The organism is Halosimplex aquaticum, from assembly GCF_028747785.1.
Lineage (GTDB): Archaea > Halobacteriota > Halobacteria > Halobacteriales > Haloarculaceae > Halosimplex > Halosimplex aquaticum.
Window position 1 is genome coordinate 1,019,888 of the sequence record NZ_CP118158.1, and the last position, 17,520, is coordinate 1,037,407.

A 17,520-nucleotide genomic window follows, 5' to 3' on the forward strand; every position below is an offset into this window, starting at 1 on the left:
TGCTCACCGGCGAAACCGCGCGCCGATCCTGTTCCGCCGCAGACGCCCGAAAGCACCGCCGCCGACGGCCTCGACTGGCGTCAGGCCGACTGTGCGGTCCCGATCTCTTCGACCCGGTCGACGTTGGTGAGTTTGCGATTGTGGAGCGCCTCGCCGGTGACGCCGTCGAAGAGGTGGATCGCGTCCTCGGGGAAGCGGACCCCGACCTCCTGGCCGGCGGAGAGGTACCGCATACCGTCTATCATCACGGTGAGACTCGCGTCCGTCTCGTCCCCGATACGGAGGTGAACCGCGTTCTCGTCGCCGTGCGGTTCGACGACCTCGACCGTCGCGGGAATCACGTCCTCGTCGGCCGCGTCGTCGATGTCGTCGATGATGTCGACGCTCTCGGGCCGGATCCCGAGCGTGACGTCGGTGTGGCCGTCGACGTCGGCCGCGACCTCGGGGGAGAGGGCGTAGTCGAAGCCGTCGCCGCGTAGCGTCCCGCCGTCGAGTTCGAGGTCGAAGAAGTTCATCGCGGGCTCGCCGAGGAACCCGGCGACGAAGACGTTCGAGGGCTCGTGGTAACACTCCATGGGCGTCCCGAGCTGCTGGAGTTCGCCGTCGTTGAGGATGGCGATGCGGTCGCCCATCGTCATCGCCTCCGTCTGGTCGTGCGTGACGTACATCGTCGTGACGCCGAGGTCGTTCTGGAGCTGCTGGAGCTCCGTCCGCATCTGCGCGCGGAGCTTGGCGTCGAGATTCGAGAGGGGCTCGTCCAGCAGGAACACTTCCGGGTTGCGGACGATGGCCCGCCCCAGTGCGACGCGCTGTTGCTGGCCACCCGAGAGCGCGCCGGGCTTGCGGTCGAGCAGCGGCGTGATGCCCAGCGTCTCGGCCGCGTCCTCTACCGTCTCGCGGATCTCGTCGTCGGACATGTCCGTCGACTCTTCGAGGCCGAAGGACATGTTCTCGCGGACGGTCATGTGCGGGTACAGCGCGTACGACTGGAACACCATCGCGATGTCGCGCTCCTGCGGTCGCTTGTCCTGGATGGGCTCGCCGCCGATCGAGATCGTCCCGCTGGTCGGCGTGTCGAGCCCGGCGATCATCCGCAGCGTCGTCGACTTTCCACAGCCCGACGGCCCCACGAGCACCACGAACTCCCCGTCCTCGATCTCCAGGTCGATGTCGTTGACGGCCACGATCTCGTCGTCGCCGTCGTCGAACACCTTCGTCGTCCCGTCCAGGGAGAGATTTGCCATAGTTTAAGATTCGGATCTGTCGTAATATAAGCTTCGGCGGGTCTGGGCCGGACAGGGCGTTCGACGACCGCGTTCTATCGACCGGGGGTCACTTCCAGGGAGCGCCCTCCCGGTCGACGAACCGCTCGCGGCGGTCGACGGCGTCGATGCGCTCGACGTCTTCGGGGTCGAGCTGCAGGTCCGCTGCGCCGAGGTTGTCTTCCAGGTGGTCGGCCCCGGTCGCCTTCGGTATCGCGACGACGTTCTCCGGATGGGTGGCCCACGCGAGACAGACCTGGGCGGGCGAGACCCCGTGCTTCTCGGCGACGGTCTCGACTGCGGGCAACTCGAGCGCGTCGCCGCGACCGAGCGGCGAGTACGCGACGAGGTAGTAGTCGTGTTCCTGCGCGTGTGCGACGAGTTCCTCCCGAGGTAACATGGGGTGGCGCTCGACCTGGTTGGCGAACAGCGGTACGTCGAGTTCCCCGAGGGCCTCGTCGAGCAGCTCGACGTCGAAGTTCGAGACGCCGACGTGCCGGGCTAGCCCGTCGTCGACCAGATCGGCGAACGCCGATAGCGTCTCCGCGGCGTCGTAGTTGCCCACCGGCCAGTGGACGTAGACGAGGTCGAGCGCGTCCACGCCGAGCAGTGAGAGGCTCTCCTCGATCCCGTCGTAGACCTCGTCGTAGGCCAGTCCCTCGGCCATCGGGTGGAGCTTCGACGCCAGGAAGACGTCCTCGCGGGGCACGTCGGCGGCCGCGATGCCCTCGCCGACGGCGGCCTCGTTCTCGTAGAAGCGCGCCGTGTCGACGTGGCGATACCCCATCTCCAGGGCCGTCCGGACGCTCTCGGCGCACTGCTCCGGGTCGTCGTTCTGCCAGGTTCCGAGTCCGATCCGCGGGAGTTCCTCGGCTGTCATGGGGCTATCAAGCGACCGAACGCTCGTAGTTCGTTCGGTACCGGCGGTCTGCGTGGCCGGTCACGCCTCGGTGCGGGTCGTCTCCTCGCTTCGGGTCACCTCGTCGTCGCGGGCCAGCGTCTCGGCGCGCGCCGTGTCGACCCAGTCGGGCCGCCGGACGGTCGTCGATCCGATATCGGTGAGCCGCGCCTCGCGCGTCACCCGCACCGTTTGGTTGGTGAGCGTCGCGTCGTACGCGAGCCGCCAGCGCGTGATCACCCCCTCGCCCGTGACGCGGACGGTCAGCGACACGTTCCGTGGGTCGGTCAGGTACGGCGGGCTGGGGAGCCGTGCGGGCTCGCGGAGTGAGCGGCCGACCAGCCGCGCGCCGTCGGGCCGGTCGACGACCGAGAGGTCCGTCGCCGCGAGCGTCCGCTCGATCAGCGGCAGGGACGTGAGATTGTCCGTCTGATCGGTGCGGGACCACCCGCGGAAGCGGGTCCGGTCGCTGAGGATCCGCCGGCTGGCGTAGACGCTCTCGTTGCCCCAGTACTCGATCGGCGCGGCGAACCGCCCGAGCGGGAACTCCTCGACCCGGTGGTCGATCCGGCCCGCGTAGGCGCCCTCGTCGTTCGCGATCCGCCGCGTCCGGTTGGTCACCCACATCGTCCCGTTCGACCCCACGACCCGCTGCTGGCTGACGAACGTGTAGTTCGCCTCGCTCATCCGCCGCTCTCGATCCCCGGCGGGTACCGTGCCCCGTCCGTCGGGACCGGTGCCGGTGTCACCGTCCCCTCGTCCACTGCATCGCCCCCGCCGAGCCCGCCACACCCAGCGAGCACCGCGAGCGCTGTCAGGACGACGAGTTGTGACAACCGGTAGCACGCCATCGCTCGTACTCCGGGCGGGGATATCATAGGGCTGTCGCAGCCCACGGGCTGGATCCGCTTTCGCACCGGTACCGTACCAGAAAATTGCGGGACGCGGCCGGATCCCTGCGTGATACCCGCGGGGTTCCCAACTCCGATATTTGGACCGAAAGGTTAAGGCGAAATCTCTGACTGCGGGTTGATATGGTAGAGCGACGTTACTCGGGCTCGGACGAACAGGACGACACCCTCTCCAAGCTCGAAACGGCCCTCGACGACGCGACCAGCGTGGACCTGCGGGCCGCGATCGAATCCGCGATCGAGGAGCGCAAGCGGGCGCTCCGGCAACAGTCCGACAGCGCTGTCTCCCCGCAGTCGGACTGATCGAATCCACCGAAGACGCGCGCGCTCTCGACGTTCGAGGACGTCGTCGGCAGCCGCTCTCTTTTCGCGGTCGGTACCGAATCGAACGCGCTCGATCACGCCAGTAAGCTCACGCTACGCGGTGTTCGCCGGGTAGTCCGCGTGAAAGTGCGACGGGGGAGTTGAACAGCGGCCAGCGCGAGCCCTTCCCTGATTCAACTCCACTCGCCGCATTCAGTCCCGTACCTGCTGCATTCGATCTCGAATCGATTCGAGCCGCAGGCGAAGCGGCCGCTCGCGGACAAGCGTTCAAGAGAAGTGCGACGGGGGGGATTTGAACCCCCGTTAGGACCGTGGCAGGGTCCTGTGATACCACTACACCACCGTCGCTCGCTCGTTCGACGCCACCGGGCCGTCCCGGCGCGCCTACATCAATATCGACTGGCGGAAAGGGATAAAAGGCTTCCGAAACAGTCGAAGCGGCGCCCGCGACGGCCGTGCCCCCTGGCGATTTTCGCCACGGATATCACGACAGGCGCGCTCGCCGTTCGGTCCGACTTCTCAGCCCCAGCACTCGGCGACAGTGCGGTTCCGGAACAGGAACCGGTCCGTGAGGTAGTATTGCGCGGTCTCGTACGCGAGATCCATGTGCGGGAGCGGTGTGGCCGTAACGGTGCCCGTCGCGGCAGCAATCTCCGATCGCGGTCCCGACGCCGTTCCAGCCGGGGTGGATTCGCCGCCGCCCGAGAGACAGCCGACGCCGCCGCCGCTCGCGACGGTACCGACGAGCGCGAGGCAGGTGCGTCGATCCACGTCCGGTCCTGCGAGGCTCGGTATAAATTCCTTCTAGAGGAGCAAAGATCCGTCCAATCGTCCGGCCGGTCGGGGACAGTCGCACGGAGTGGACACCAGCCTTTTCCGGCTGGCCGGCCCTTCTTTCAGCCGTTATGCCCGGCGATCCGATTCAGTGTCCCGTCTGTGGATGGACCGGCCAGCCGAACGACCTCGCCGCCGGAGAGGGACGCGGCGCCTGTCCCGTCTGCGACGAGAGCATCCCCGACCACGGCTGACGCCATCCGGTCGGCGACAGCGCACGCGACCGCCGGCCGCAGTACCGTCGCAGTCGTCCGATCGGTTACCGGCAACGAGCCGTGGAGCGTCCGGCGAGTAACCCGCTATGTCGGTCGGTACGTGTGGGAACGAGAGGCGTGTGAACGGTTCTCGACGCGCGCGTGAAGCGCGCTATTTTTAAGGGTGGGATGGAGAAGTATCGCTACAGTCTAGTGGCGCGGCGTGGAAGCGTCACGGCATGACAACAAGCGTGCTCGTGCCGGCGTCCCTCACCCGGGAAGCCGAGGACAAACGCGAGGCAACTCGCAAGATCGGTTACGTGGCCAGGGCGGCCACGGTGTTCCGGGTTGACCGTCTCACGGTCTATGCCGACCCAGACGGGGTCGAGAAGAGAGGTGCCGGGTTCGTCGAAACGGTGTTGCGGTACGCCGCCACACCCCCCTACCTCCGAAAGGAGGTATGGGACAGGCGGGACGAACTGGAGTACGCTGGTGTCCTGCCGGCGCTCCGCGTGCGTTCACGGACCGGCTCCGGTTCGGACGAATCGGGGTCGTTAAGACAGGGAATCGTGACCGAGGTCGGTGCTGATGGACGCGTACGGGTCAATTGCGGACTGCAACACCCAGTCTCCCTTCCCGTTCCCTCCGACATGGAGGTCGGAGAGGGGGAGCGCGTCTCCGTCAGGGTCTCTTCGCGACGACCGGTTCGGGCGAAGCTCGTCGACGAGCCCGCGGCAGGGTTCGTCGTCGACTCGGCCGAGATCGACGACGCGCTCGCGCGGCCCGACGCCGGGCTGACCATCGCGGCCTCTCGCTACGGCGAGGAGCTGACCGTCACGAAGCTCGACCAGCTGGTCGCACGGCTTCGTGGCGGCGATGGTCCCGGCGACGGACCGAGCGGATCCGACGATACTGACGCATCCGACGACGAGGCGGCGCCCCTGGGTGACCTGACGGTCGCCTTCGGCGCGCCCGAGCGGGGCCTCCCCGCTATCCTCGGCGAGGACCCGGACACCGTCGCGGCGGAGACAGGCGACGAAAGGTTCGACCTCTGGCTCAACACGGTCCCAGACCAGGGAAGCGAGGTCGTGCGAACGGAAGAAGCGGTGTTCGCCACGCTCGCGCCCCTCAGACTGACGAGGTAAGACAAATGCCAGGAAAGCACAGACCACGCAAAGGCTCGCTGGGCTTCGGCCCGCGTACGCGAGCGGCGAGTGAGACCCCGCGGTTCAACAGCTGGCCCGACGACGACGGCCAGCCGGGTCTCCAGGGCTTCGCCGGTTACAAGGCCGGCATGACGCACGTCGTGCTGATCAACGACGAGCCCGACTCCCCCCGCGAGGGGATGGAGGAGACCGTCCCGGTGACGGTCGTCGAGACGCCGCCGATGCGCGCGGTCGCGCTCCGAGCCTACGAAGACACGCCGTACGGCCAGCGCCCCCTCACGGAAGTGTGGGCCGACGAGTTCCACGAGGAGCTCGACCGCGCCCTCGACGTGCCGGAGGGTCACGACGCTGACGCCGCAGAGGAACAGATCCGACAAGCACACGACGACGGCGACCTCGGGGACGTGCGCGTCATCACGCACACCGTCCCGAGCGAGGTCCCCGGCGTCCCGCGCAAGAAGCCCGACGTCATGGAGACCCGAGTCGGCGGCGGCTCGCTCGACGAGCGCCTCGACTTCGGGCTCGACCTCGTCGCCGACGGCGGCGAGCACGCCATGAACGACGTGTTCCGCGCCGGCGAGTACGCCGACGTGGCCGCGGTCACCAAGGGCAAAGGGACGCAGGGCCCCGTCAAGCGATGGGGCGTCCAGAAGCGGAAAGGGAAACACGCCCGCCAGGGCTGGCGCCGACGCATCGGCAACCTCGGCCCGTGGAACCCCTCCCGCGTGCGCTCGACGGTCCCCCAGCAGGGGCAGACCGGCTACCACCAGCGCACGGAACTGAACAAGCGACTCATCGACATCGGCGAGGGGTCGGAGCCGACCGTCGAGGGCGGCTTCGTCAACTACGGCGAGGTCGACGGGCCGTACACGCTCGTCAAGGGCTCGGTGCCCGGTCCGGACCAGCGCGTCGTGCGCTTCCGACCGGCCGTCCGACCCAACGACCAGCCGCGCCTCGACCCCGAGGTCCGGTACGTCTCGACCCAGTCCAACCAGGGCGGTCGCGGGCGCGCCGCGACATCACAGGAGGACTAACGCATGGAAACAACAGTACTCGACCTGGACGGCGACGACGACGGGAGCGTCGAGCTCCTCGACGTCTTCGAGACGGAGTTCCGCCCGGACGTCATCCGGCGGGCCGTCTCCGCCGCGCAGGCCAACCGGAAGCAGGACTACGGCAGCGACGACTACGCCGGGATGCGCACGCCCGCCGAGTCTCAGGGCAGCGGCCGCGGCATGGCCCACGTGCCCCGGGAGAACGGGCAGGGGCGACGCGTGCCCCAGACCGTCGGCGGCCGCCGCGCGCACCCGCCGAAAGAGGAGAAGGACCGCGGCCTCGACCTCAACACGAAGGAGAAGAAACTCGCCGTCCGCTCGGCCGTCGCGGCCACGACGGACGCCGAGGTCGTCGCGGAGCGCGGCCACGAGTTCGACGACGACGTCGACCTCCCGCTGGTCGTCTCCGACGACTTCGAGGACCTCGTGAAGACCCAGGAGGTCGTCGACGTCTTGGAAGCGCTCGGCGTCGCGGACGACATCGAGCGCGCGGACGAGGCGACCATCCGCGCCGGTCGCGGGACGACCCGCGGTCGGAAGTACAAGCGGGCCAAGTCGGTCCTGTTCGTGACGAGCGAGGAGCCCTCGAAGGCCGCTCGCAACCTCGCGGGCGCGGACGTGACGACCGCGCGCGAGGTCAACGCGGAGGACCTGGCGCCCGGCGGCGACGCCGGTCGCCTCACCGTCTGGACCGAATCCGCCGTCTCGGAGGTGGCCGACCGATGAACTCGGTCATCAAGCACCCGACGATGACGGAGAAGGCGATGGACGACCTGGACTTCCAGAACAAGCTCCAGTTCGTCGTCGCCAGCGACGCCAGCAAGCCGGAGATCGCCGATGCGGTCTCCGAGCAGTTCGACGTGACCGTCGTCGACGTGACGACGCAGGTCCGGCCGGACGGCGAGAAGAAGGCGTACGTGAAACTCTCCGAGGACGACGAGGCCGAGGACGTCGCCTCGCGGATCGGGGTGTTCTAACAATGGGACGACGAATCCAGGGACAACGACGCGGTCGCGGCACCTCGACGTTCCGAGCGCCGTCGCACCGCTACAAGGCAGAGCTCTCGCACCGCACCGTCGAGGACGGCGACATGGTCGCCGGGACGGTCGTGGACATCGAGCACGACCCGGCTCGCTCGGCGCCCATCGCGGCCATCGAGTTCGAGGACGGCGACCAGCGCCTCGTCCTCGCGCCCGAGGGCGTGGGCGTCGGCGACGAGATCCAGGTCGGCGTCAGCGCCGAGATCGCGCCCGGGAACACGCTCCCGCTCGCGGAGATCCCCGAGGGGATCCCGGTGTGCAACGTCGAGGCCAACCCCGGCGACGGCGGGAAGTTCGCCCGCGCGTCGGGCGTCAACGCCCAGCTCGTCACTCACGACCGCAACGTCGCGGCCGTGAAGCTGCCGAGCGGCGAGATGAAGCGTCTCGACCCCGAGTGCCGGGCGACGATCGGCGTGGTGGCCGGCGGTGGCCGCACGGAGAAGCCGATGGTCAAGGCCGGCAACAAGTACCACAAGATGAAAGCGCGCGGCACGAAGTGGCCCAACGTCCGCGGTGTAGCCATGAACGCGGTCGACCACCCCTTCGGTGGGGGCGGTCGCCAGCACCCCGGCAAGCCGAAGTCCGTCTCGCGGGACGCCCCGCCGGGCCGGAAGGTCGGGGACATCTCCTCGCGCCGCACCGGCCGAGGTGGTAACCAATGAGTTCGGAATACCAGATCGGCCACGAAGGTGAGTTCACCTACCGTGGTCACACGCTCGACGAACTGCAGGACATGAGCCTGGAGGAAGTCGCGGAACTGCTCCCCGCTCGACAGCGGCGAAGTATCACGCGTGGCCTCTCGGTCGAGAAGCGGAAGCTGCTCGACGAGGCGCGCGAAGCCGGCGAAGAGGAGACGGCCAACGACCCGATCCGGACGCATCTGCGCGACATGCCGATCGTCCCGGAGATGGTCGGGCTGACCTTCGCCGTCTACACCGGTCAGAGCTTCGAGCGCGTCAAGGTCGAGCCGGAGATGCTCGGCCACTACCTGGGCGAGTTCCAGCTGACACGCACGTCCGTCGAACACGGCCAGGCCGGCATCGGGGCCACGCGCTCCTCGAAGTTCGTACCGCTCAAATAACATGGGAATCAGCTACTCAGTCGACGCCGACCCGGAGACCACGGCGAAAGCGATGCTTCGGGAGCGTCAGATGAGCCACAAGCACAGCAAGGCCATCGCCCGCGAGATCAAGGGCAAGACGGCCGCCGACGCCGTCGAGTACCTGCAGGCGGTCATCGACGAGGAGCAGTCGGTGCCGTTCCGCCAGCACAACTCGGGCGTCGGTCATCGAAACGACATCGACGGCTGGGACGCCGGCCGCTACCCGGAGAAGGCCAGCGAGGCCTTCCTCGACCTGCTCGAGAACGCCATCGGCAACGCGGACGAGCAGGGATTCGATGGCGAGAACATGGAGATCATGCACGTCGCCGCCCACAAGGTCGGCGAACAGCAGGGTCGCAAGCCCCGCGCGATGGGTCGTGCGAGCCCCTGGAACACCATGCAGGTCGACGTCGAACTCATCCTCGAGGAGGTCGAGGAATAATGGCCGACGAACAGCAGTTCATCGAGGACGGGCTCCAGCGGACCCAGATCGACGAGTTCTTCGGCGACGAACTGGGCCGCGCGGGTTACGGCGGCATGGAAGTCGCCAAGACCCCGATGGGCACCCAGATCGTCCTGAAGGCCGAGAAGCCCGGCATGGTCATCGGCAAGGGCGGGAAGAACATCCGCAAGATCACGACGGAACTCGAGGAGCGGTTCGACCTCGAGGACCCGCAGGTCGACGTCCAGGAAGTCGACGAACCGGACCTCAACGCCCGGATCGTCGCCGACCGCCTGGCCAACGCCCTCGAGCGCGGCTGGTACTTCCGCAAGGCCGGTCACACCACGATCGACCGGATCATGGAGGCCGGCGCGAAGGGCGCCGAGATCGTCCTCTCCGGGAAGGTCACCGGCGCGCGCTCGCGCGTGGAGAAGTTCAACCGCGGGTACATCAAGCACAACGGCGAGCCCGCCGAGGACATCGTCGACCACGGTATCGGTACCGCGGTCATGAAGCTCGGCACCATCGGCGTGCAGGTGAAGATCATCCCGCCGGACGCGGAACTCCCCGACGACTTCGAGGTCTACGAGGACATGGAAGTCGAGGACTACGTCGCGGACGTCTCCGACGAGAGCGTCGAAGAGCTCCTCGAAGGCGAGCCCGACGAGGCGGAGGCCGAGCCGGTCACCGAGCCCGACGTCGACGACGAGGTCGACGAGGAAGTCGTCGAAGCCGTCGACGAGGCTCACGAAGAGGTCGAGCCCTCGGGCGACGACGCCCAGATGGTCGAAGAGGACGTCGAGGAAGAGCTCGACGACCTCGAAGAGGCCGTCGACGAGGAACTCGACGAGGACACCGAGGCGGAAGCCGAGGAACTGATGGACGAGATGGAAGACGCCGACGAGGAACGCGACGAGCCGTCGGCCGAGGCCCACGACCCCGACGCCGACACCGAGGAGGGTGACGACGAATGACCGTCCTCTACACCGAGGAGATCCGCGACATGACGCCCGCAGAGCGCGAGGCCGAGCTCGAAGAGCTCGAGACCGAGCTCCTGAACGACCGCGCCGTCAAGGCCGCGGGTGGCGCCCCGGAGAACCCGGGTCGCATCAAGGAGCTCCGGAAAGCGATCGCGCGGATCAAGACGGTCCAGCGGGAAGAAGGCGACCTCGAGGAGTCCGAATAATGCCGCTGACACCCGAGACGCTGCCGCGACACGAACTCGTCGGGCTGGAGGTCCGCGTCCGCGCGGGCGCCAACCCCGACCTGCTCGGCATCGCGGGGACCGTCGTCGCGGAGACGACGGAGACCCTCGGTATCGAGCGCGGGGGCGAGGTGCCCTCGGAGGCGGCGAATCGGGTGGCGACGGTCCCCAAGGAGGGGACGACCTTCGAGTTCGCGCTTCCCAGCGGGGAAGTCGTGACCGTCGAAGGACGCAGGCTGGTCGCACGGCCTGCACGCAGAACGGAGAAATCTGGTGATAGCAAATGGCGCTAGGATTGAACGTACAAGAACCCGACGCGGCCTGTGACGACGACAACTGCCCGTTCCACGGCACGCTGAGTGTCCGCGGGCAGACGATCGAAGGCACAGTCGCGTCGACCGACATGGACAAGACCGTCGTCGTCGAGCGAGAGTACGACGTGCCGGTGCCGAAATACGACCGCCTGATGAAACGGCGGAGCCGTGTTCCGGCCCACGCACCCGAGTGTCTCGGTCTCGCCGAAGGCGATACGGTCACGATAGCAGAGTGTCGACCGCTCTCGAAGACGAAAAGCCACGTCGTGGTCTCCCGCGAAGGAGGTGACGACTGATGGAGGCGATGAAAGCAGACGTCACGCAGGGTCTGGAGAAGGGCTCGCTGATCACGTGCGCCGACAACACGGGCGCACGCGAGCTCAAAGTCATCTCCATCGCCGGCTACTCGGGAACGAAGAACCGCCACCCGAAGGCGGGTATCGGTGACAAGATCACCGTCTCGGTCACGAAAGGGACCCCGGAGATGCGGCGGCAGGTGCTGGAGGCGGTCGTCGTCCGCCAGCGCAAGCCGATCCGCCGCCCGGACGGCACCCGCGTGAAGTTCGAGGACAACGCGGCGGTCGTCGTCGACGACAACGAGGACCCCCGCGGGACCGAACTGAAAGGACCCATCGCCCGCGAAGTCGCGGAGCGATTCGGATCTGTCGCGTCCACAGCGACGATGATAGTATGAGCAAGCAACCACGCAAACAGCGAAACGACGACGCTTCCGCGGCGCTCCACGAGCGCCACGCGAAGGTCCGTGCCACGCTCGCGCCCGACCTGCGCGACGAGTACGGACAGCGCAACGTGCGCGTCAACGAGGGCGACACCGTCGAGGTGCTGCGCGGTGACTTCGCCGGCGAGACCGGCGAGGTCGTCGACGTCGACCTGTCGGAGACGACGGTCCGCGTCGAGGACGTGACGGTCGAGGCGGCCGACGGCGAGGAAGTCCCCCGCCCGATCGACGCCTCGAACCTGCGCGTCACCGACCTGACCCTCGAGGACGACCTCCGCGAGGAGCGTCTCGAATCCGAGGAGGACAGCGCATGACGAAGCATCAGAAACGACTCTCGGTGCCGAACAGCTGGCCGATCGAACGCAAGACCGAGACGTTCACCGTCAAGGCCGACGCTGGCCCGCACGGCGAGGCGGGGGTTCCCCTGCTCATCGTCCTGCGCGACGTGCTCGGCTACGCGGACAGCCGCAAGGAGGCCCGCTACGCCCTCAACCAGGACAGCGTCCTGATCAACGGCAAGGCGGTCTCCGACGAGGAGCGTCCGGTCGGGATGTTCGACATCCTGGCGTTCGTCGAGCGAGACGAGTACTACCGCGTGTTCCCCGGCCAGGGCGGTCGGCTGGCGCTGACGCCCATCGACGCCGACGCCGCGGACTCGACGCTCGGCAAGATCGAGAACAAGAAGCACGTCCCCGGCGGCGACGTCCAGCTCACGCTCCACGACGGGCAGACGCTGGTCGTCGACGAGGGCGCCCCCTACGACGGCGGCGACTCCGTGGTCGTCTCGAACGACGACGGCGAGATCGTCGCCCACTTCGAGTACGAAGAGGGCGCGCTGGTCACCGCCGTCGACGGCGCCCACGCCGGCGAGATCGGAACGATCGAGACCATCCAGGTCACGCCCGGCAGCGCCGAGAACAACGTGATCGTCTCCCAGGACGACGGCGAGGGCTTCGAGACCATCGAGAGCTACGTCGTCGTCATCGACGAGAACTTCACGAGCGACGACGACGAGGCCCCCGAGGACGTGACCGAGGAGGCCTCGGCCGACGTCGAAGAGGGAGGTGACGGCGAATGAGCTCCGAGAGCGAGTCCGGCGGTGACTTCCACGAGATGCGCGAACCGCGCGTCGAGAAGGTCGTCGTCCACATGGGCGTCGGCGAGGGCGGCCGCGAACTCGCGGACGCCGAGGAGATCCTCGAAGACGTGGCGGGCCAGCAGCCGGTCCGCACGCAGGCGAAGGCGACGGTCGGCGAGTTCGGGCTCCGGCAGGGCGACCCGATCGGCGCGAAGGTCACCCTTCGCGACGACGACGCCCACGCGTTCCTGGAGACGGCGCTCGACCTGGCTGACCTGCGTCGGTCGCAGTTCGACGACACCGGCAACTTCAGCTTCGGCGTCGAGGAACACACCGACTTCCCGAGCCAGGAGTACGACCCGAACACCGGTATCTACGGCCTGGACGTGACGGTCAACCTGGTCCGGCCGGGCTACCGCGTGTCCAAGCGAGACAAGGCGTCCCGACAGATCCCGTCGAGTCACCGGCTCGACGTCGACGACGCGGTCGCGTTCGTCGAGGGGGCGTTCGACGTGGAGGTCAGCGAATGAGCGAAAGCGAATCAGAGCCCGACGAGGCAAACACAGGCGAGCAGGTTGCAAAGCGGACCGGCCAGCTCGAGTCCTGCCGGCGGTGCGGCCGCGAGCAGGGACTGGTCGGCAAGTACGACATCTGGCTGTGTCGCCAGTGCTTCCGGGAGGTCTCCCGAAGCATGGGCTTCAGGAAGTATTCATGACAGGAAACGACCCACTCGCCAACGCGCTCTCGGGGATCGACAACGCCGAGAGCGTCGGGCATCTCGACCACGAGGTATCACCCGCCTCGAACGAGATCGGCAGCGTGCTCGAGGTCTTCTACGACCGCGGGTACATCGACGGGTTCACCTTCGTCGACGACGGCAAAGCCGGTCAGTTCGAGGTCGAACTGAAAGGAGCGATCAACGAATGTGGCCCGGTCCTGCCCCGCTACTCCGCGGGCGCCGACGAGTTCGAGAAGTGGGAGAAGCGGTTCCTCCCCGCCCGTGACTACGGGACGCTCGTCGTCACGACCAGCCACGGGATCATGAGCCACTACGAGGCCCGCGAGGAGGGCATCGGTGGCCAGGTCATCGCGTACGTCTACTAACAATGCCACGCACAGAACTCGAAATTCCAGACGAGGTAAGCGCCGAGATGGACCACCTCGAACTCACAGTCGAGGGGCCCAACGGTAGCGTGACCCGGCGGCTCTGGTACCCCGACGTCTCGGTGTCGGCCGAGGACGGCTCGGTCGTCATCGAGAGCGACGCCGACGACGCGAAGACGATGTCGACGCTGGGTACCTTCGAGAGTCACGTCCGGAACATGTTCCACGGCGTGACCGACGGCTGGGAGTACGAGATGGAAGTCTTCTACTCCCACTTCCCGATGCAGGTCGACGTCGAGGGCGACGAGGTCGTCATCGAGAACTTCCTCGGCGAGCGCGCACCGCGCCGCACCGAGATCCACGGGGACACCGACGTGTCCGTCTCCGAGGAGACGATCACGCTGTCCGGCCCCGACGTCGAAGCAGTCGGCCAGACCGCCGCGGACATCGAACAGCTGACCCGCGTCCCGGACAAGGACGTTCGCGTCTTCCAGGACGGGGTCTACATCACACAGAAGCCGACTCGAGGTGACGCCTGATGGCAGACGACAACGAAGACACCGAGGCCGAGACCGAGGAGTTCGAGACGCTCGAAGACATCAGCGGCGTCGGACCCTCGCGCGCCGAGGACCTCGAAGAAGCCGGCTACGACACGGTCGACGACGTCCGCGGCGCCAGCCAGGAGGAGCTCGCCGACGTGGTGGGCAACGCCCTGGCGGCCCGCATCAAGGCGGACGTCGGTGGTCTCGAAGTCGCCGAGGAGACCGAGGCCGAGGTCGAAGAGGACGAGCCGGAAGCGGTCGAAGAAGACGAGGAGCCGGCCGAGGACGTCGAGACCGAGATGCGTCCGCGCATCGAGGTCGACTTCGAGCCGGACCTGGACGAGAACACCGAGCGGCTGCTCAACAAGCGAGCGAAGACGAGCACGCCGCAGTTCAACCGCCAGGACCACCACAAGAAAAAGCGCGTCTCCACGTCGTGGCGCAAGCCCCGCGGGACGCTCTCGAAACAGCGGATCGGTATCAAGGGCAAGGGCGACACCGTCCAGGCGGGCTTCCGCTCGCCGACGGAGGTCCGCGGCCTGCACCCCTCGGGCTTCGAGGAAGTGCGCGTGCACAACCTCGACGACCTCGAAGACGTGGACGGCGACACGCAGGCCGTCCGCATCGCCTCGAAGGTCGGCGGTCGCAAGCGCGAGCGCATTGAGGACGAGGCCGAGCAGCGAGAGATCCGCGTACTCAACCCCACCTACGAGGAGGTCGAAGTCGATGACTGATCTGAGCGCACAGAAACGCATGGCATCCGACATCCTCGACGTCGGGGAGAACAAGATCTGGCTCGACCCGGAGCGCCAGGGCGAACTCGCGGACGCGATCACCCGCGAGGACATCCGCCAGCTCGTCGACGAAGGCGCCATCCGCGCCGAAGCGCCGAAGGGTAACTCGCGCGGTCGCGCGCGGGAGCGCCAGGAGAAGCGCGCCTACGGCCACCAGAAGGGACAGGGGTCCCGGAAGGGGACCGCGGGCGGTCGCGAGAACGAGAAGGAGCAGTGGCAGTCGAAGATCCGCGCACAGCGGAACAAGCTCCGCGAGCTGCGCGACTCGGGCGAGATCTCGAAGTCGCGTTACCGCGAACTCTACGACCGCGCGAGCGGTGGGGAGTTCGACAGCGTCGCGGACATCGAACGAACATTGGAGGACAACTAATGGCGACAGGACCACGCTACACGGTGCCGATGCGGCGTCGCCGCGAGGCCCGGACCGATTACCATCAGAGGTTGCGCCTGCTGAAATCCGGCAAACCGCGCTTGGTCGCTCGCAAGAGCAACAAGCACGTCACGGCGCAGCTGATCACCACCGGACCGAACGGCGACGAGACGGTCGCGAGCGCACACTCCAGCGACCTCGCGGACTACGGCTGGGAAGGCCCGACGGGCAACATGCCCGCGGCCTACCTGACCGGCGTCCTCGCTGGACTGCGCGCGGTCGAAGCCGGCCTCGACGAGGCCGTCCTCGACATCGGCCTCAACACGCCGACGCCGGGTAGCAAAGTATTCGCAGTACAGGAAGGCGCAATCGACGCCGGACTCGAGATTCCCCACAACGACAGCGTCCTCGCGGACTGGTCGCGCACGCGCGGCGAGCACATCGCCGAGTACGCCGAGCAGCTCGACGAGGCGCTGTACAGCGGGGAGTTCGACGCAACAGACCTACCGGAACACTTCGACGACATGCGAGAACAACTGCTGGAGGCGGATGAACTATGAGTAGCGGCTGGGAGCCGCGTACACGCCTGGGCAAGGCCGTGGCCGAGGGCGAGATCGACTCGATGGAGGACGCCCTCAACTCCGGTCTGCCCCTGAAAGAGCCCGAGATCATCGACCAGCTCGTCCCCGGGCTGGAAGACGAGGTGCTGGACATCAACATGGTCCAGCGGATGACCGACTCCGGGCGCCGCGTCAAGTTCCGCTGCGTGGTCGTCGTGGGCAACCGCGACGGTCTCGTCGGCTACGCGGAAGGGCGCGACGACCAGGTCGGCGGCGCCATCCAGAAGGCCATCGAGGTGGCGAAGCTGAACCTCATCGACGTCTCGCGGGGCTGCGGGTCCTGGGAGTGCGGCTGTGGGCGTCCCCACACCGTCGCGCTCCGGACGACCGGCAAGGCCGGCAGCGTCGAGGTCGAACTGCAGCCCGCGCCGCGCGGGCTCGGGCTGGCCGGCGGAGAGACCGTCCGCCACGTGCTCGAACTCGCGGGCATCGAGGACATCTGGACGCGCTCGTCGGGGAACACCCGGACGACGGTGAACTTCGCGAAGGCGACGTTCAACGCGCTCCAGAACACCGCCGAGGCCCGCGTCCCCCAGGAGACCTGGGAGAAGCGAGAGGTGATCGAGTGATGCAAGCGCTCGTTCAGCTTCGCGGCGAGGTCAACATGAACCAGGACGTACGGGACACGCTGGAGATGCTCAACGTCCACAACGTCAACCACGCCACCTTCGTCCCCGAGACGGAGACCTACCGCGGGATGGTCACGAAGGTCAACGACTACGTGGCGTTCGGCGAACCCAGCGTCGAGACGGTCGCGCTCCTCATCGAGCGCCGCGGCGAGCCCGCCGAGGGCGACGCCGACATCGACGACTCGTGGGTCGTGGCGAACACCGACTACATGAGCGTCGAGGAGCTGGCTGAGGCCATCGTCGACGAGGAGACGACCCTCAAAGAGCAGGGGCTGGCGCCGACGCTGCGCCTGCATCCCCCGCGTGGCGGTCACGACGGGATCAAACACCCGACCAAGGAGGGCGGCGAGCTCGGTCGCCACGACACCGAGTCCATCGACGAACTCCTGGAGGCGATGCGATGACATCCAAGAAGAAACGACAGCGCGGTTCGCGCACGCACGGCGGCGGTTCCCACAAGAACCGCCGCGGCGCCGGCCATCGCGGCGGCCGTGGCAACGCCGGGAGCCGCAAACACGAGATGCACAACCACGGCCCGTGGGACAAACACGGGTTCAAGCGACCGGACGACGTGCAGGACGACGTCGAGACGATCGACGTCCGCGAGCTCGACGAGGACGCGGCGCTGCTGGCCGCGGACGGCGTCGCCGACGAGGAAGGCGACGGCTACGCTATCGACGCCCGCGACGTCGTCGAGGACGGCCACGAGGTCGACGTCGTGAAGGTGCTCGGCAGCGGGCAGGTCCGCAACGAGCTCCACCTCGTCGCGGACGACTTCTCCGATGCCGCCGAGGAGAAGGTGGAAGCCGCCGGCGGCTCGGTCGAACTGACCGAGGCCGGTCAGGTCCGCGCCGAGCAAACCGACAAGGATACACCTGACGAAGAAGACGACTCATAA

General features: G+C 67.6%; 31 protein-coding genes and 1 tRNA gene. 26 read left to right on the forward strand and 6 right to left on the reverse strand.

From position 1 onward, the window contains the following. Positions 1-80 precede the first annotated feature (80 nt). The 4 genes from PSC72_RS05000 to PSC72_RS05015 all read right to left on the reverse strand — a co-directional run bounded on the left by PSC72_RS05000 (position 81) and on the right by PSC72_RS05015 (position 3,011). The gene (locus PSC72_RS05000; RefSeq protein ID WP_274324795.1) at positions 81-1,244 is read right to left on the reverse strand and encodes an ABC transporter ATP-binding protein; all 1,164 of its coding nucleotides are present in this window, start codon (positions 1,242-1,244) and stop codon (positions 81-83) included. A gap of 88 nt (positions 1,245-1,332) precedes the next feature. Continuing rightward, positions 1,333-2,142, reverse strand: a complete 810-nt coding sequence (locus PSC72_RS05005) for an aldo/keto reductase (RefSeq protein WP_274324796.1) — start codon at positions 2,140-2,142, stop codon at positions 1,333-1,335. Between the two features lie 60 nt (positions 2,143-2,202). Next, a complete protein-coding gene (locus PSC72_RS05010) occupies positions 2,203-2,847 on the reverse strand; it encodes a hypothetical protein (protein WP_274324797.1) in 645 nt (214 codons plus the stop codon). Next, the gene (locus tag PSC72_RS05015) at positions 2,844-3,011 is read right to left on the reverse strand and encodes a hypothetical protein (RefSeq protein WP_274324798.1); all 168 of its coding nucleotides are present in this window, start codon (positions 3,009-3,011) and stop codon (positions 2,844-2,846) included. Before PSC72_RS05015 ends, PSC72_RS05010 begins: the two co-directional genes overlap by 4 nt. Before the next feature lie 183 nt (positions 3,012-3,194). Between PSC72_RS05015 and PSC72_RS05020 the strand changes: the two genes are divergently transcribed. Next, positions 3,195-3,374, forward strand: a complete 180-nt coding sequence (locus tag PSC72_RS05020; RefSeq protein WP_274324799.1) for a hypothetical protein — start codon at positions 3,195-3,197, stop codon at positions 3,372-3,374. 298 nt (positions 3,375-3,672) lie between these two features. Here the strand turns inward: PSC72_RS05020 and PSC72_RS05025 are convergent. Further along, positions 3,673-3,743, reverse strand: a tRNA-Gly gene (locus PSC72_RS05025). A 171-nt stretch (positions 3,744-3,914) separates the two neighbouring features. After that, on the reverse strand, positions 3,915-4,166 hold the full coding sequence (locus tag PSC72_RS05030) for a hypothetical protein (protein WP_274324800.1): 252 nt from the start codon (positions 4,164-4,166) through the stop codon (positions 3,915-3,917). Between the two features lie 134 nt (positions 4,167-4,300). Here PSC72_RS05030 and PSC72_RS05035 point away from each other — a divergent pair, with 134 nt between their 5' ends. The 25 genes from PSC72_RS05035 to PSC72_RS05155 all read left to right on the forward strand — a co-directional run bounded on the left by PSC72_RS05035 (position 4,301) and on the right by PSC72_RS05155 (position 17,520). Next, positions 4,301-4,423 carry a hypothetical protein gene (locus PSC72_RS05035; protein ID WP_274324801.1) on the forward strand — a complete coding sequence of 41 codons (123 nt, stop codon included), beginning with the start codon at positions 4,301-4,303 and terminating at the stop codon, positions 4,421-4,423. Between the two features lie 239 nt (positions 4,424-4,662). Further along, positions 4,663-5,568 carry an RNA methyltransferase gene (locus PSC72_RS05040; RefSeq protein ID WP_274324802.1) on the forward strand — a complete coding sequence of 302 codons (906 nt, stop codon included), beginning with the start codon at positions 4,663-4,665 and terminating at the stop codon, positions 5,566-5,568. 5 nt (positions 5,569-5,573) lie between these two features. Then, on the forward strand, positions 5,574-6,623 hold the full coding sequence (rpl3p, locus tag PSC72_RS05045; RefSeq protein ID WP_274324803.1) for a 50S ribosomal protein L3: 1,050 nt from the start codon (positions 5,574-5,576) through the stop codon (positions 6,621-6,623). Positions 6,624-6,626: 3 nt separating this feature from the next. Continuing rightward, a complete protein-coding gene (gene rpl4p, locus PSC72_RS05050) occupies positions 6,627-7,370 on the forward strand; it encodes a 50S ribosomal protein L4 (RefSeq protein WP_274324804.1) in 744 nt (247 codons plus the stop codon). Beyond that, positions 7,367-7,621, forward strand: coding sequence for a 50S ribosomal protein L23 (locus tag PSC72_RS05055; RefSeq protein ID WP_274324805.1), 255 nt, complete (start codon positions 7,367-7,369; stop codon positions 7,619-7,621). Before rpl4p ends, PSC72_RS05055 begins: the two co-directional genes overlap by 4 nt. Before the next feature lie 2 nt (positions 7,622-7,623). Next, positions 7,624-8,346: a 50S ribosomal protein L2 gene (locus PSC72_RS05060; protein ID WP_274324806.1), complete on the forward strand. Its 723-nt coding sequence runs from the start codon at positions 7,624-7,626 to the stop codon at positions 8,344-8,346. Next, positions 8,343-8,765, forward strand: a complete 423-nt coding sequence (locus tag PSC72_RS05065; protein ID WP_274324807.1) for a 30S ribosomal protein S19 — start codon at positions 8,343-8,345, stop codon at positions 8,763-8,765. Before PSC72_RS05060 ends, PSC72_RS05065 begins: the two co-directional genes overlap by 4 nt. Before the next feature lies 1 nt (position 8,766). Further along, entirely contained in the window at positions 8,767-9,228 is a 462-nt protein-coding gene (locus PSC72_RS05070) for a 50S ribosomal protein L22 (RefSeq protein ID WP_274324808.1), read from the forward strand. Then, positions 9,228-10,202, forward strand: a complete 975-nt coding sequence (locus PSC72_RS05075) for a 30S ribosomal protein S3 (RefSeq protein WP_274324809.1) — start codon at positions 9,228-9,230, stop codon at positions 10,200-10,202. The genes PSC72_RS05070 and PSC72_RS05075 overlap by 1 nt, the downstream gene beginning before the upstream one ends. Next, the gene (rpmC, locus tag PSC72_RS05080; RefSeq protein WP_135363718.1) at positions 10,199-10,414 is read left to right on the forward strand and encodes a 50S ribosomal protein L29; all 216 of its coding nucleotides are present in this window, start codon (positions 10,199-10,201) and stop codon (positions 10,412-10,414) included. The genes PSC72_RS05075 and rpmC overlap by 4 nt, the downstream gene beginning before the upstream one ends. Continuing rightward, the gene (locus PSC72_RS05085; protein ID WP_274324810.1) at positions 10,414-10,725 is read left to right on the forward strand and encodes a ribonuclease P protein component 1; all 312 of its coding nucleotides are present in this window, start codon (positions 10,414-10,416) and stop codon (positions 10,723-10,725) included. The genes rpmC and PSC72_RS05085 overlap by 1 nt, the downstream gene beginning before the upstream one ends. Continuing rightward, positions 10,716-11,042, forward strand: coding sequence for a 30S ribosomal protein S17 (locus PSC72_RS05090; RefSeq protein WP_274324811.1), 327 nt, complete (start codon positions 10,716-10,718; stop codon positions 11,040-11,042). Before PSC72_RS05085 ends, PSC72_RS05090 begins: the two co-directional genes overlap by 10 nt. Further along, positions 11,042-11,440 (forward strand): 50S ribosomal protein L14, encoded by a 399-nt coding sequence (locus tag PSC72_RS05095; RefSeq protein ID WP_274324812.1) that lies wholly within the window; start codon positions 11,042-11,044, stop codon positions 11,438-11,440. Before PSC72_RS05090 ends, PSC72_RS05095 begins: the two co-directional genes overlap by 1 nt. Next, positions 11,437-11,799 (forward strand): 50S ribosomal protein L24, encoded by a 363-nt coding sequence (rplX, locus tag PSC72_RS05100; RefSeq protein WP_274324813.1) that lies wholly within the window; start codon positions 11,437-11,439, stop codon positions 11,797-11,799. Before PSC72_RS05095 ends, rplX begins: the two co-directional genes overlap by 4 nt. Further along, entirely contained in the window at positions 11,796-12,563 is a 768-nt protein-coding gene (locus tag PSC72_RS05105) for a 30S ribosomal protein S4e (protein ID WP_274324814.1), read from the forward strand. Before rplX ends, PSC72_RS05105 begins: the two co-directional genes overlap by 4 nt. Then, entirely contained in the window at positions 12,560-13,093 is a 534-nt protein-coding gene (locus PSC72_RS05110; protein WP_274324815.1) for a 50S ribosomal protein L5, read from the forward strand. The genes PSC72_RS05105 and PSC72_RS05110 overlap by 4 nt, the downstream gene beginning before the upstream one ends. Beyond that, positions 13,090-13,278, forward strand: a complete 189-nt coding sequence (locus PSC72_RS05115) for a 30S ribosomal protein S14 (protein WP_274324816.1) — start codon at positions 13,090-13,092, stop codon at positions 13,276-13,278. The genes PSC72_RS05110 and PSC72_RS05115 overlap by 4 nt, the downstream gene beginning before the upstream one ends. After that, positions 13,275-13,667, forward strand: coding sequence for a 30S ribosomal protein S8 (locus tag PSC72_RS05120; protein WP_274324817.1), 393 nt, complete (start codon positions 13,275-13,277; stop codon positions 13,665-13,667). Before PSC72_RS05115 ends, PSC72_RS05120 begins: the two co-directional genes overlap by 4 nt. 2 nt (positions 13,668-13,669) lie before the next feature. After that, a complete protein-coding gene (locus PSC72_RS05125; RefSeq protein WP_274324818.1) occupies positions 13,670-14,206 on the forward strand; it encodes a 50S ribosomal protein L6 in 537 nt (178 codons plus the stop codon). After that, entirely contained in the window at positions 14,206-14,943 is a 738-nt protein-coding gene (locus PSC72_RS05130) for a 50S ribosomal protein L32e (RefSeq protein WP_274324819.1), read from the forward strand. Before PSC72_RS05125 ends, PSC72_RS05130 begins: the two co-directional genes overlap by 1 nt. Continuing rightward, on the forward strand, positions 14,936-15,373 hold the full coding sequence (locus PSC72_RS05135) for a 50S ribosomal protein L19e (RefSeq protein WP_274324820.1): 438 nt from the start codon (positions 14,936-14,938) through the stop codon (positions 15,371-15,373). Before PSC72_RS05130 ends, PSC72_RS05135 begins: the two co-directional genes overlap by 8 nt. Further along, positions 15,373-15,933 carry a 50S ribosomal protein L18 gene (locus PSC72_RS05140; RefSeq protein WP_274324821.1) on the forward strand — a complete coding sequence of 187 codons (561 nt, stop codon included), beginning with the start codon at positions 15,373-15,375 and terminating at the stop codon, positions 15,931-15,933. Before PSC72_RS05135 ends, PSC72_RS05140 begins: the two co-directional genes overlap by 1 nt. Further along, on the forward strand, positions 15,930-16,562 hold the full coding sequence (locus tag PSC72_RS05145; RefSeq protein WP_274324822.1) for a 30S ribosomal protein S5: 633 nt from the start codon (positions 15,930-15,932) through the stop codon (positions 16,560-16,562). Before PSC72_RS05140 ends, PSC72_RS05145 begins: the two co-directional genes overlap by 4 nt. Further along, positions 16,562-17,026: a 50S ribosomal protein L30 gene (gene rpmD, locus PSC72_RS05150; RefSeq protein ID WP_274324823.1), complete on the forward strand. Its 465-nt coding sequence runs from the start codon at positions 16,562-16,564 to the stop codon at positions 17,024-17,026. Before PSC72_RS05145 ends, rpmD begins: the two co-directional genes overlap by 1 nt. Continuing rightward, a complete protein-coding gene (locus tag PSC72_RS05155) occupies positions 17,023-17,520 on the forward strand; it encodes an uL15m family ribosomal protein (protein ID WP_274324824.1) in 498 nt (165 codons plus the stop codon). The genes rpmD and PSC72_RS05155 overlap by 4 nt, the downstream gene beginning before the upstream one ends.

Excerpts from the sequence above, each read along its gene's own strand:
- PSC72_RS05020 (WP_274324799.1), top strand. The coding sequence starts at position 3,195 with ATGGTAGAGCGACGTTACTCGGGCTCGGACGAACAGGACGACACCCTC.
- PSC72_RS05075 (WP_274324809.1), top strand. The coding sequence starts at position 9,228 with ATGGCCGACGAACAGCAGTTCATCGAGGACGGGCTCCAGCGGACCCAG.
- PSC72_RS05140 (WP_274324821.1), top strand. The coding sequence starts at position 15,373 with ATGGCGACAGGACCACGCTACACGGTGCCGATGCGGCGTCGCCGCGAG.
- PSC72_RS05125 (WP_274324818.1), top strand. The coding sequence starts at position 13,670 with ATGCCACGCACAGAACTCGAAATTCCAGACGAGGTAAGCGCCGAGATG.
- rpmD (WP_274324823.1), top strand. The coding sequence starts at position 16,562 with ATGCAAGCGCTCGTTCAGCTTCGCGGCGAGGTCAACATGAACCAGGAC.
- PSC72_RS05105 (WP_274324814.1), top strand. The coding sequence starts at position 11,796 with ATGACGAAGCATCAGAAACGACTCTCGGTGCCGAACAGCTGGCCGATC.
- PSC72_RS05005 (WP_274324796.1), bottom strand. The coding sequence starts at position 2,142 with ATGACAGCCGAGGAACTCCCGCGGATCGGACTCGGAACCTGGCAGAAC.
- PSC72_RS05115 (WP_274324816.1), top strand. The coding sequence starts at position 13,090 with ATGAGCGAAAGCGAATCAGAGCCCGACGAGGCAAACACAGGCGAGCAG.
- PSC72_RS05070 (WP_274324808.1), top strand. The coding sequence starts at position 8,767 with ATGGGAATCAGCTACTCAGTCGACGCCGACCCGGAGACCACGGCGAAA.
- PSC72_RS05090 (WP_274324811.1), top strand. The coding sequence starts at position 10,716 with ATGGCGCTAGGATTGAACGTACAAGAACCCGACGCGGCCTGTGACGAC.
- PSC72_RS05035 (WP_274324801.1), top strand. The coding sequence starts at position 4,301 with ATGCCCGGCGATCCGATTCAGTGTCCCGTCTGTGGATGGACCGGCCAG.
- PSC72_RS05135 (WP_274324820.1), top strand. The coding sequence starts at position 14,936 with ATGACTGATCTGAGCGCACAGAAACGCATGGCATCCGACATCCTCGAC.
- PSC72_RS05000 (WP_274324795.1), bottom strand. The coding sequence starts at position 1,244 with ATGGCAAATCTCTCCCTGGACGGGACGACGAAGGTGTTCGACGACGGC.
- rplX (WP_274324813.1), top strand. The coding sequence starts at position 11,437 with ATGAGCAAGCAACCACGCAAACAGCGAAACGACGACGCTTCCGCGGCG.
- PSC72_RS05040 (WP_274324802.1), top strand. The coding sequence starts at position 4,663 with ATGACAACAAGCGTGCTCGTGCCGGCGTCCCTCACCCGGGAAGCCGAG.
- rpl3p (WP_274324803.1), top strand. The coding sequence starts at position 5,574 with ATGCCAGGAAAGCACAGACCACGCAAAGGCTCGCTGGGCTTCGGCCCG.
- rpl4p (WP_274324804.1), top strand. The coding sequence starts at position 6,627 with ATGGAAACAACAGTACTCGACCTGGACGGCGACGACGACGGGAGCGTC.
- PSC72_RS05055 (WP_274324805.1), top strand. The coding sequence starts at position 7,367 with ATGAACTCGGTCATCAAGCACCCGACGATGACGGAGAAGGCGATGGAC.
- PSC72_RS05085 (WP_274324810.1), top strand. The coding sequence starts at position 10,414 with ATGCCGCTGACACCCGAGACGCTGCCGCGACACGAACTCGTCGGGCTG.
- PSC72_RS05130 (WP_274324819.1), top strand. The coding sequence starts at position 14,206 with ATGGCAGACGACAACGAAGACACCGAGGCCGAGACCGAGGAGTTCGAG.
- PSC72_RS05145 (WP_274324822.1), top strand. The coding sequence starts at position 15,930 with ATGAGTAGCGGCTGGGAGCCGCGTACACGCCTGGGCAAGGCCGTGGCC.
- PSC72_RS05110 (WP_274324815.1), top strand. The coding sequence starts at position 12,560 with ATGAGCTCCGAGAGCGAGTCCGGCGGTGACTTCCACGAGATGCGCGAA.
- PSC72_RS05120 (WP_274324817.1), top strand. The coding sequence starts at position 13,275 with ATGACAGGAAACGACCCACTCGCCAACGCGCTCTCGGGGATCGACAAC.
- PSC72_RS05060 (WP_274324806.1), top strand. The coding sequence starts at position 7,624 with ATGGGACGACGAATCCAGGGACAACGACGCGGTCGCGGCACCTCGACG.
- PSC72_RS05095 (WP_274324812.1), top strand. The coding sequence starts at position 11,042 with ATGGAGGCGATGAAAGCAGACGTCACGCAGGGTCTGGAGAAGGGCTCG.
- PSC72_RS05065 (WP_274324807.1), top strand. The coding sequence starts at position 8,343 with ATGAGTTCGGAATACCAGATCGGCCACGAAGGTGAGTTCACCTACCGT.
- PSC72_RS05010 (WP_274324797.1), bottom strand. The coding sequence starts at position 2,847 with ATGAGCGAGGCGAACTACACGTTCGTCAGCCAGCAGCGGGTCGTGGGG.
- PSC72_RS05015 (WP_274324798.1), bottom strand. The coding sequence starts at position 3,011 with ATGGCGTGCTACCGGTTGTCACAACTCGTCGTCCTGACAGCGCTCGCG.
- rpmC (WP_135363718.1), top strand. The coding sequence starts at position 10,199 with ATGACCGTCCTCTACACCGAGGAGATCCGCGACATGACGCCCGCAGAG.
- PSC72_RS05155 (WP_274324824.1), top strand. The coding sequence starts at position 17,023 with ATGACATCCAAGAAGAAACGACAGCGCGGTTCGCGCACGCACGGCGGC.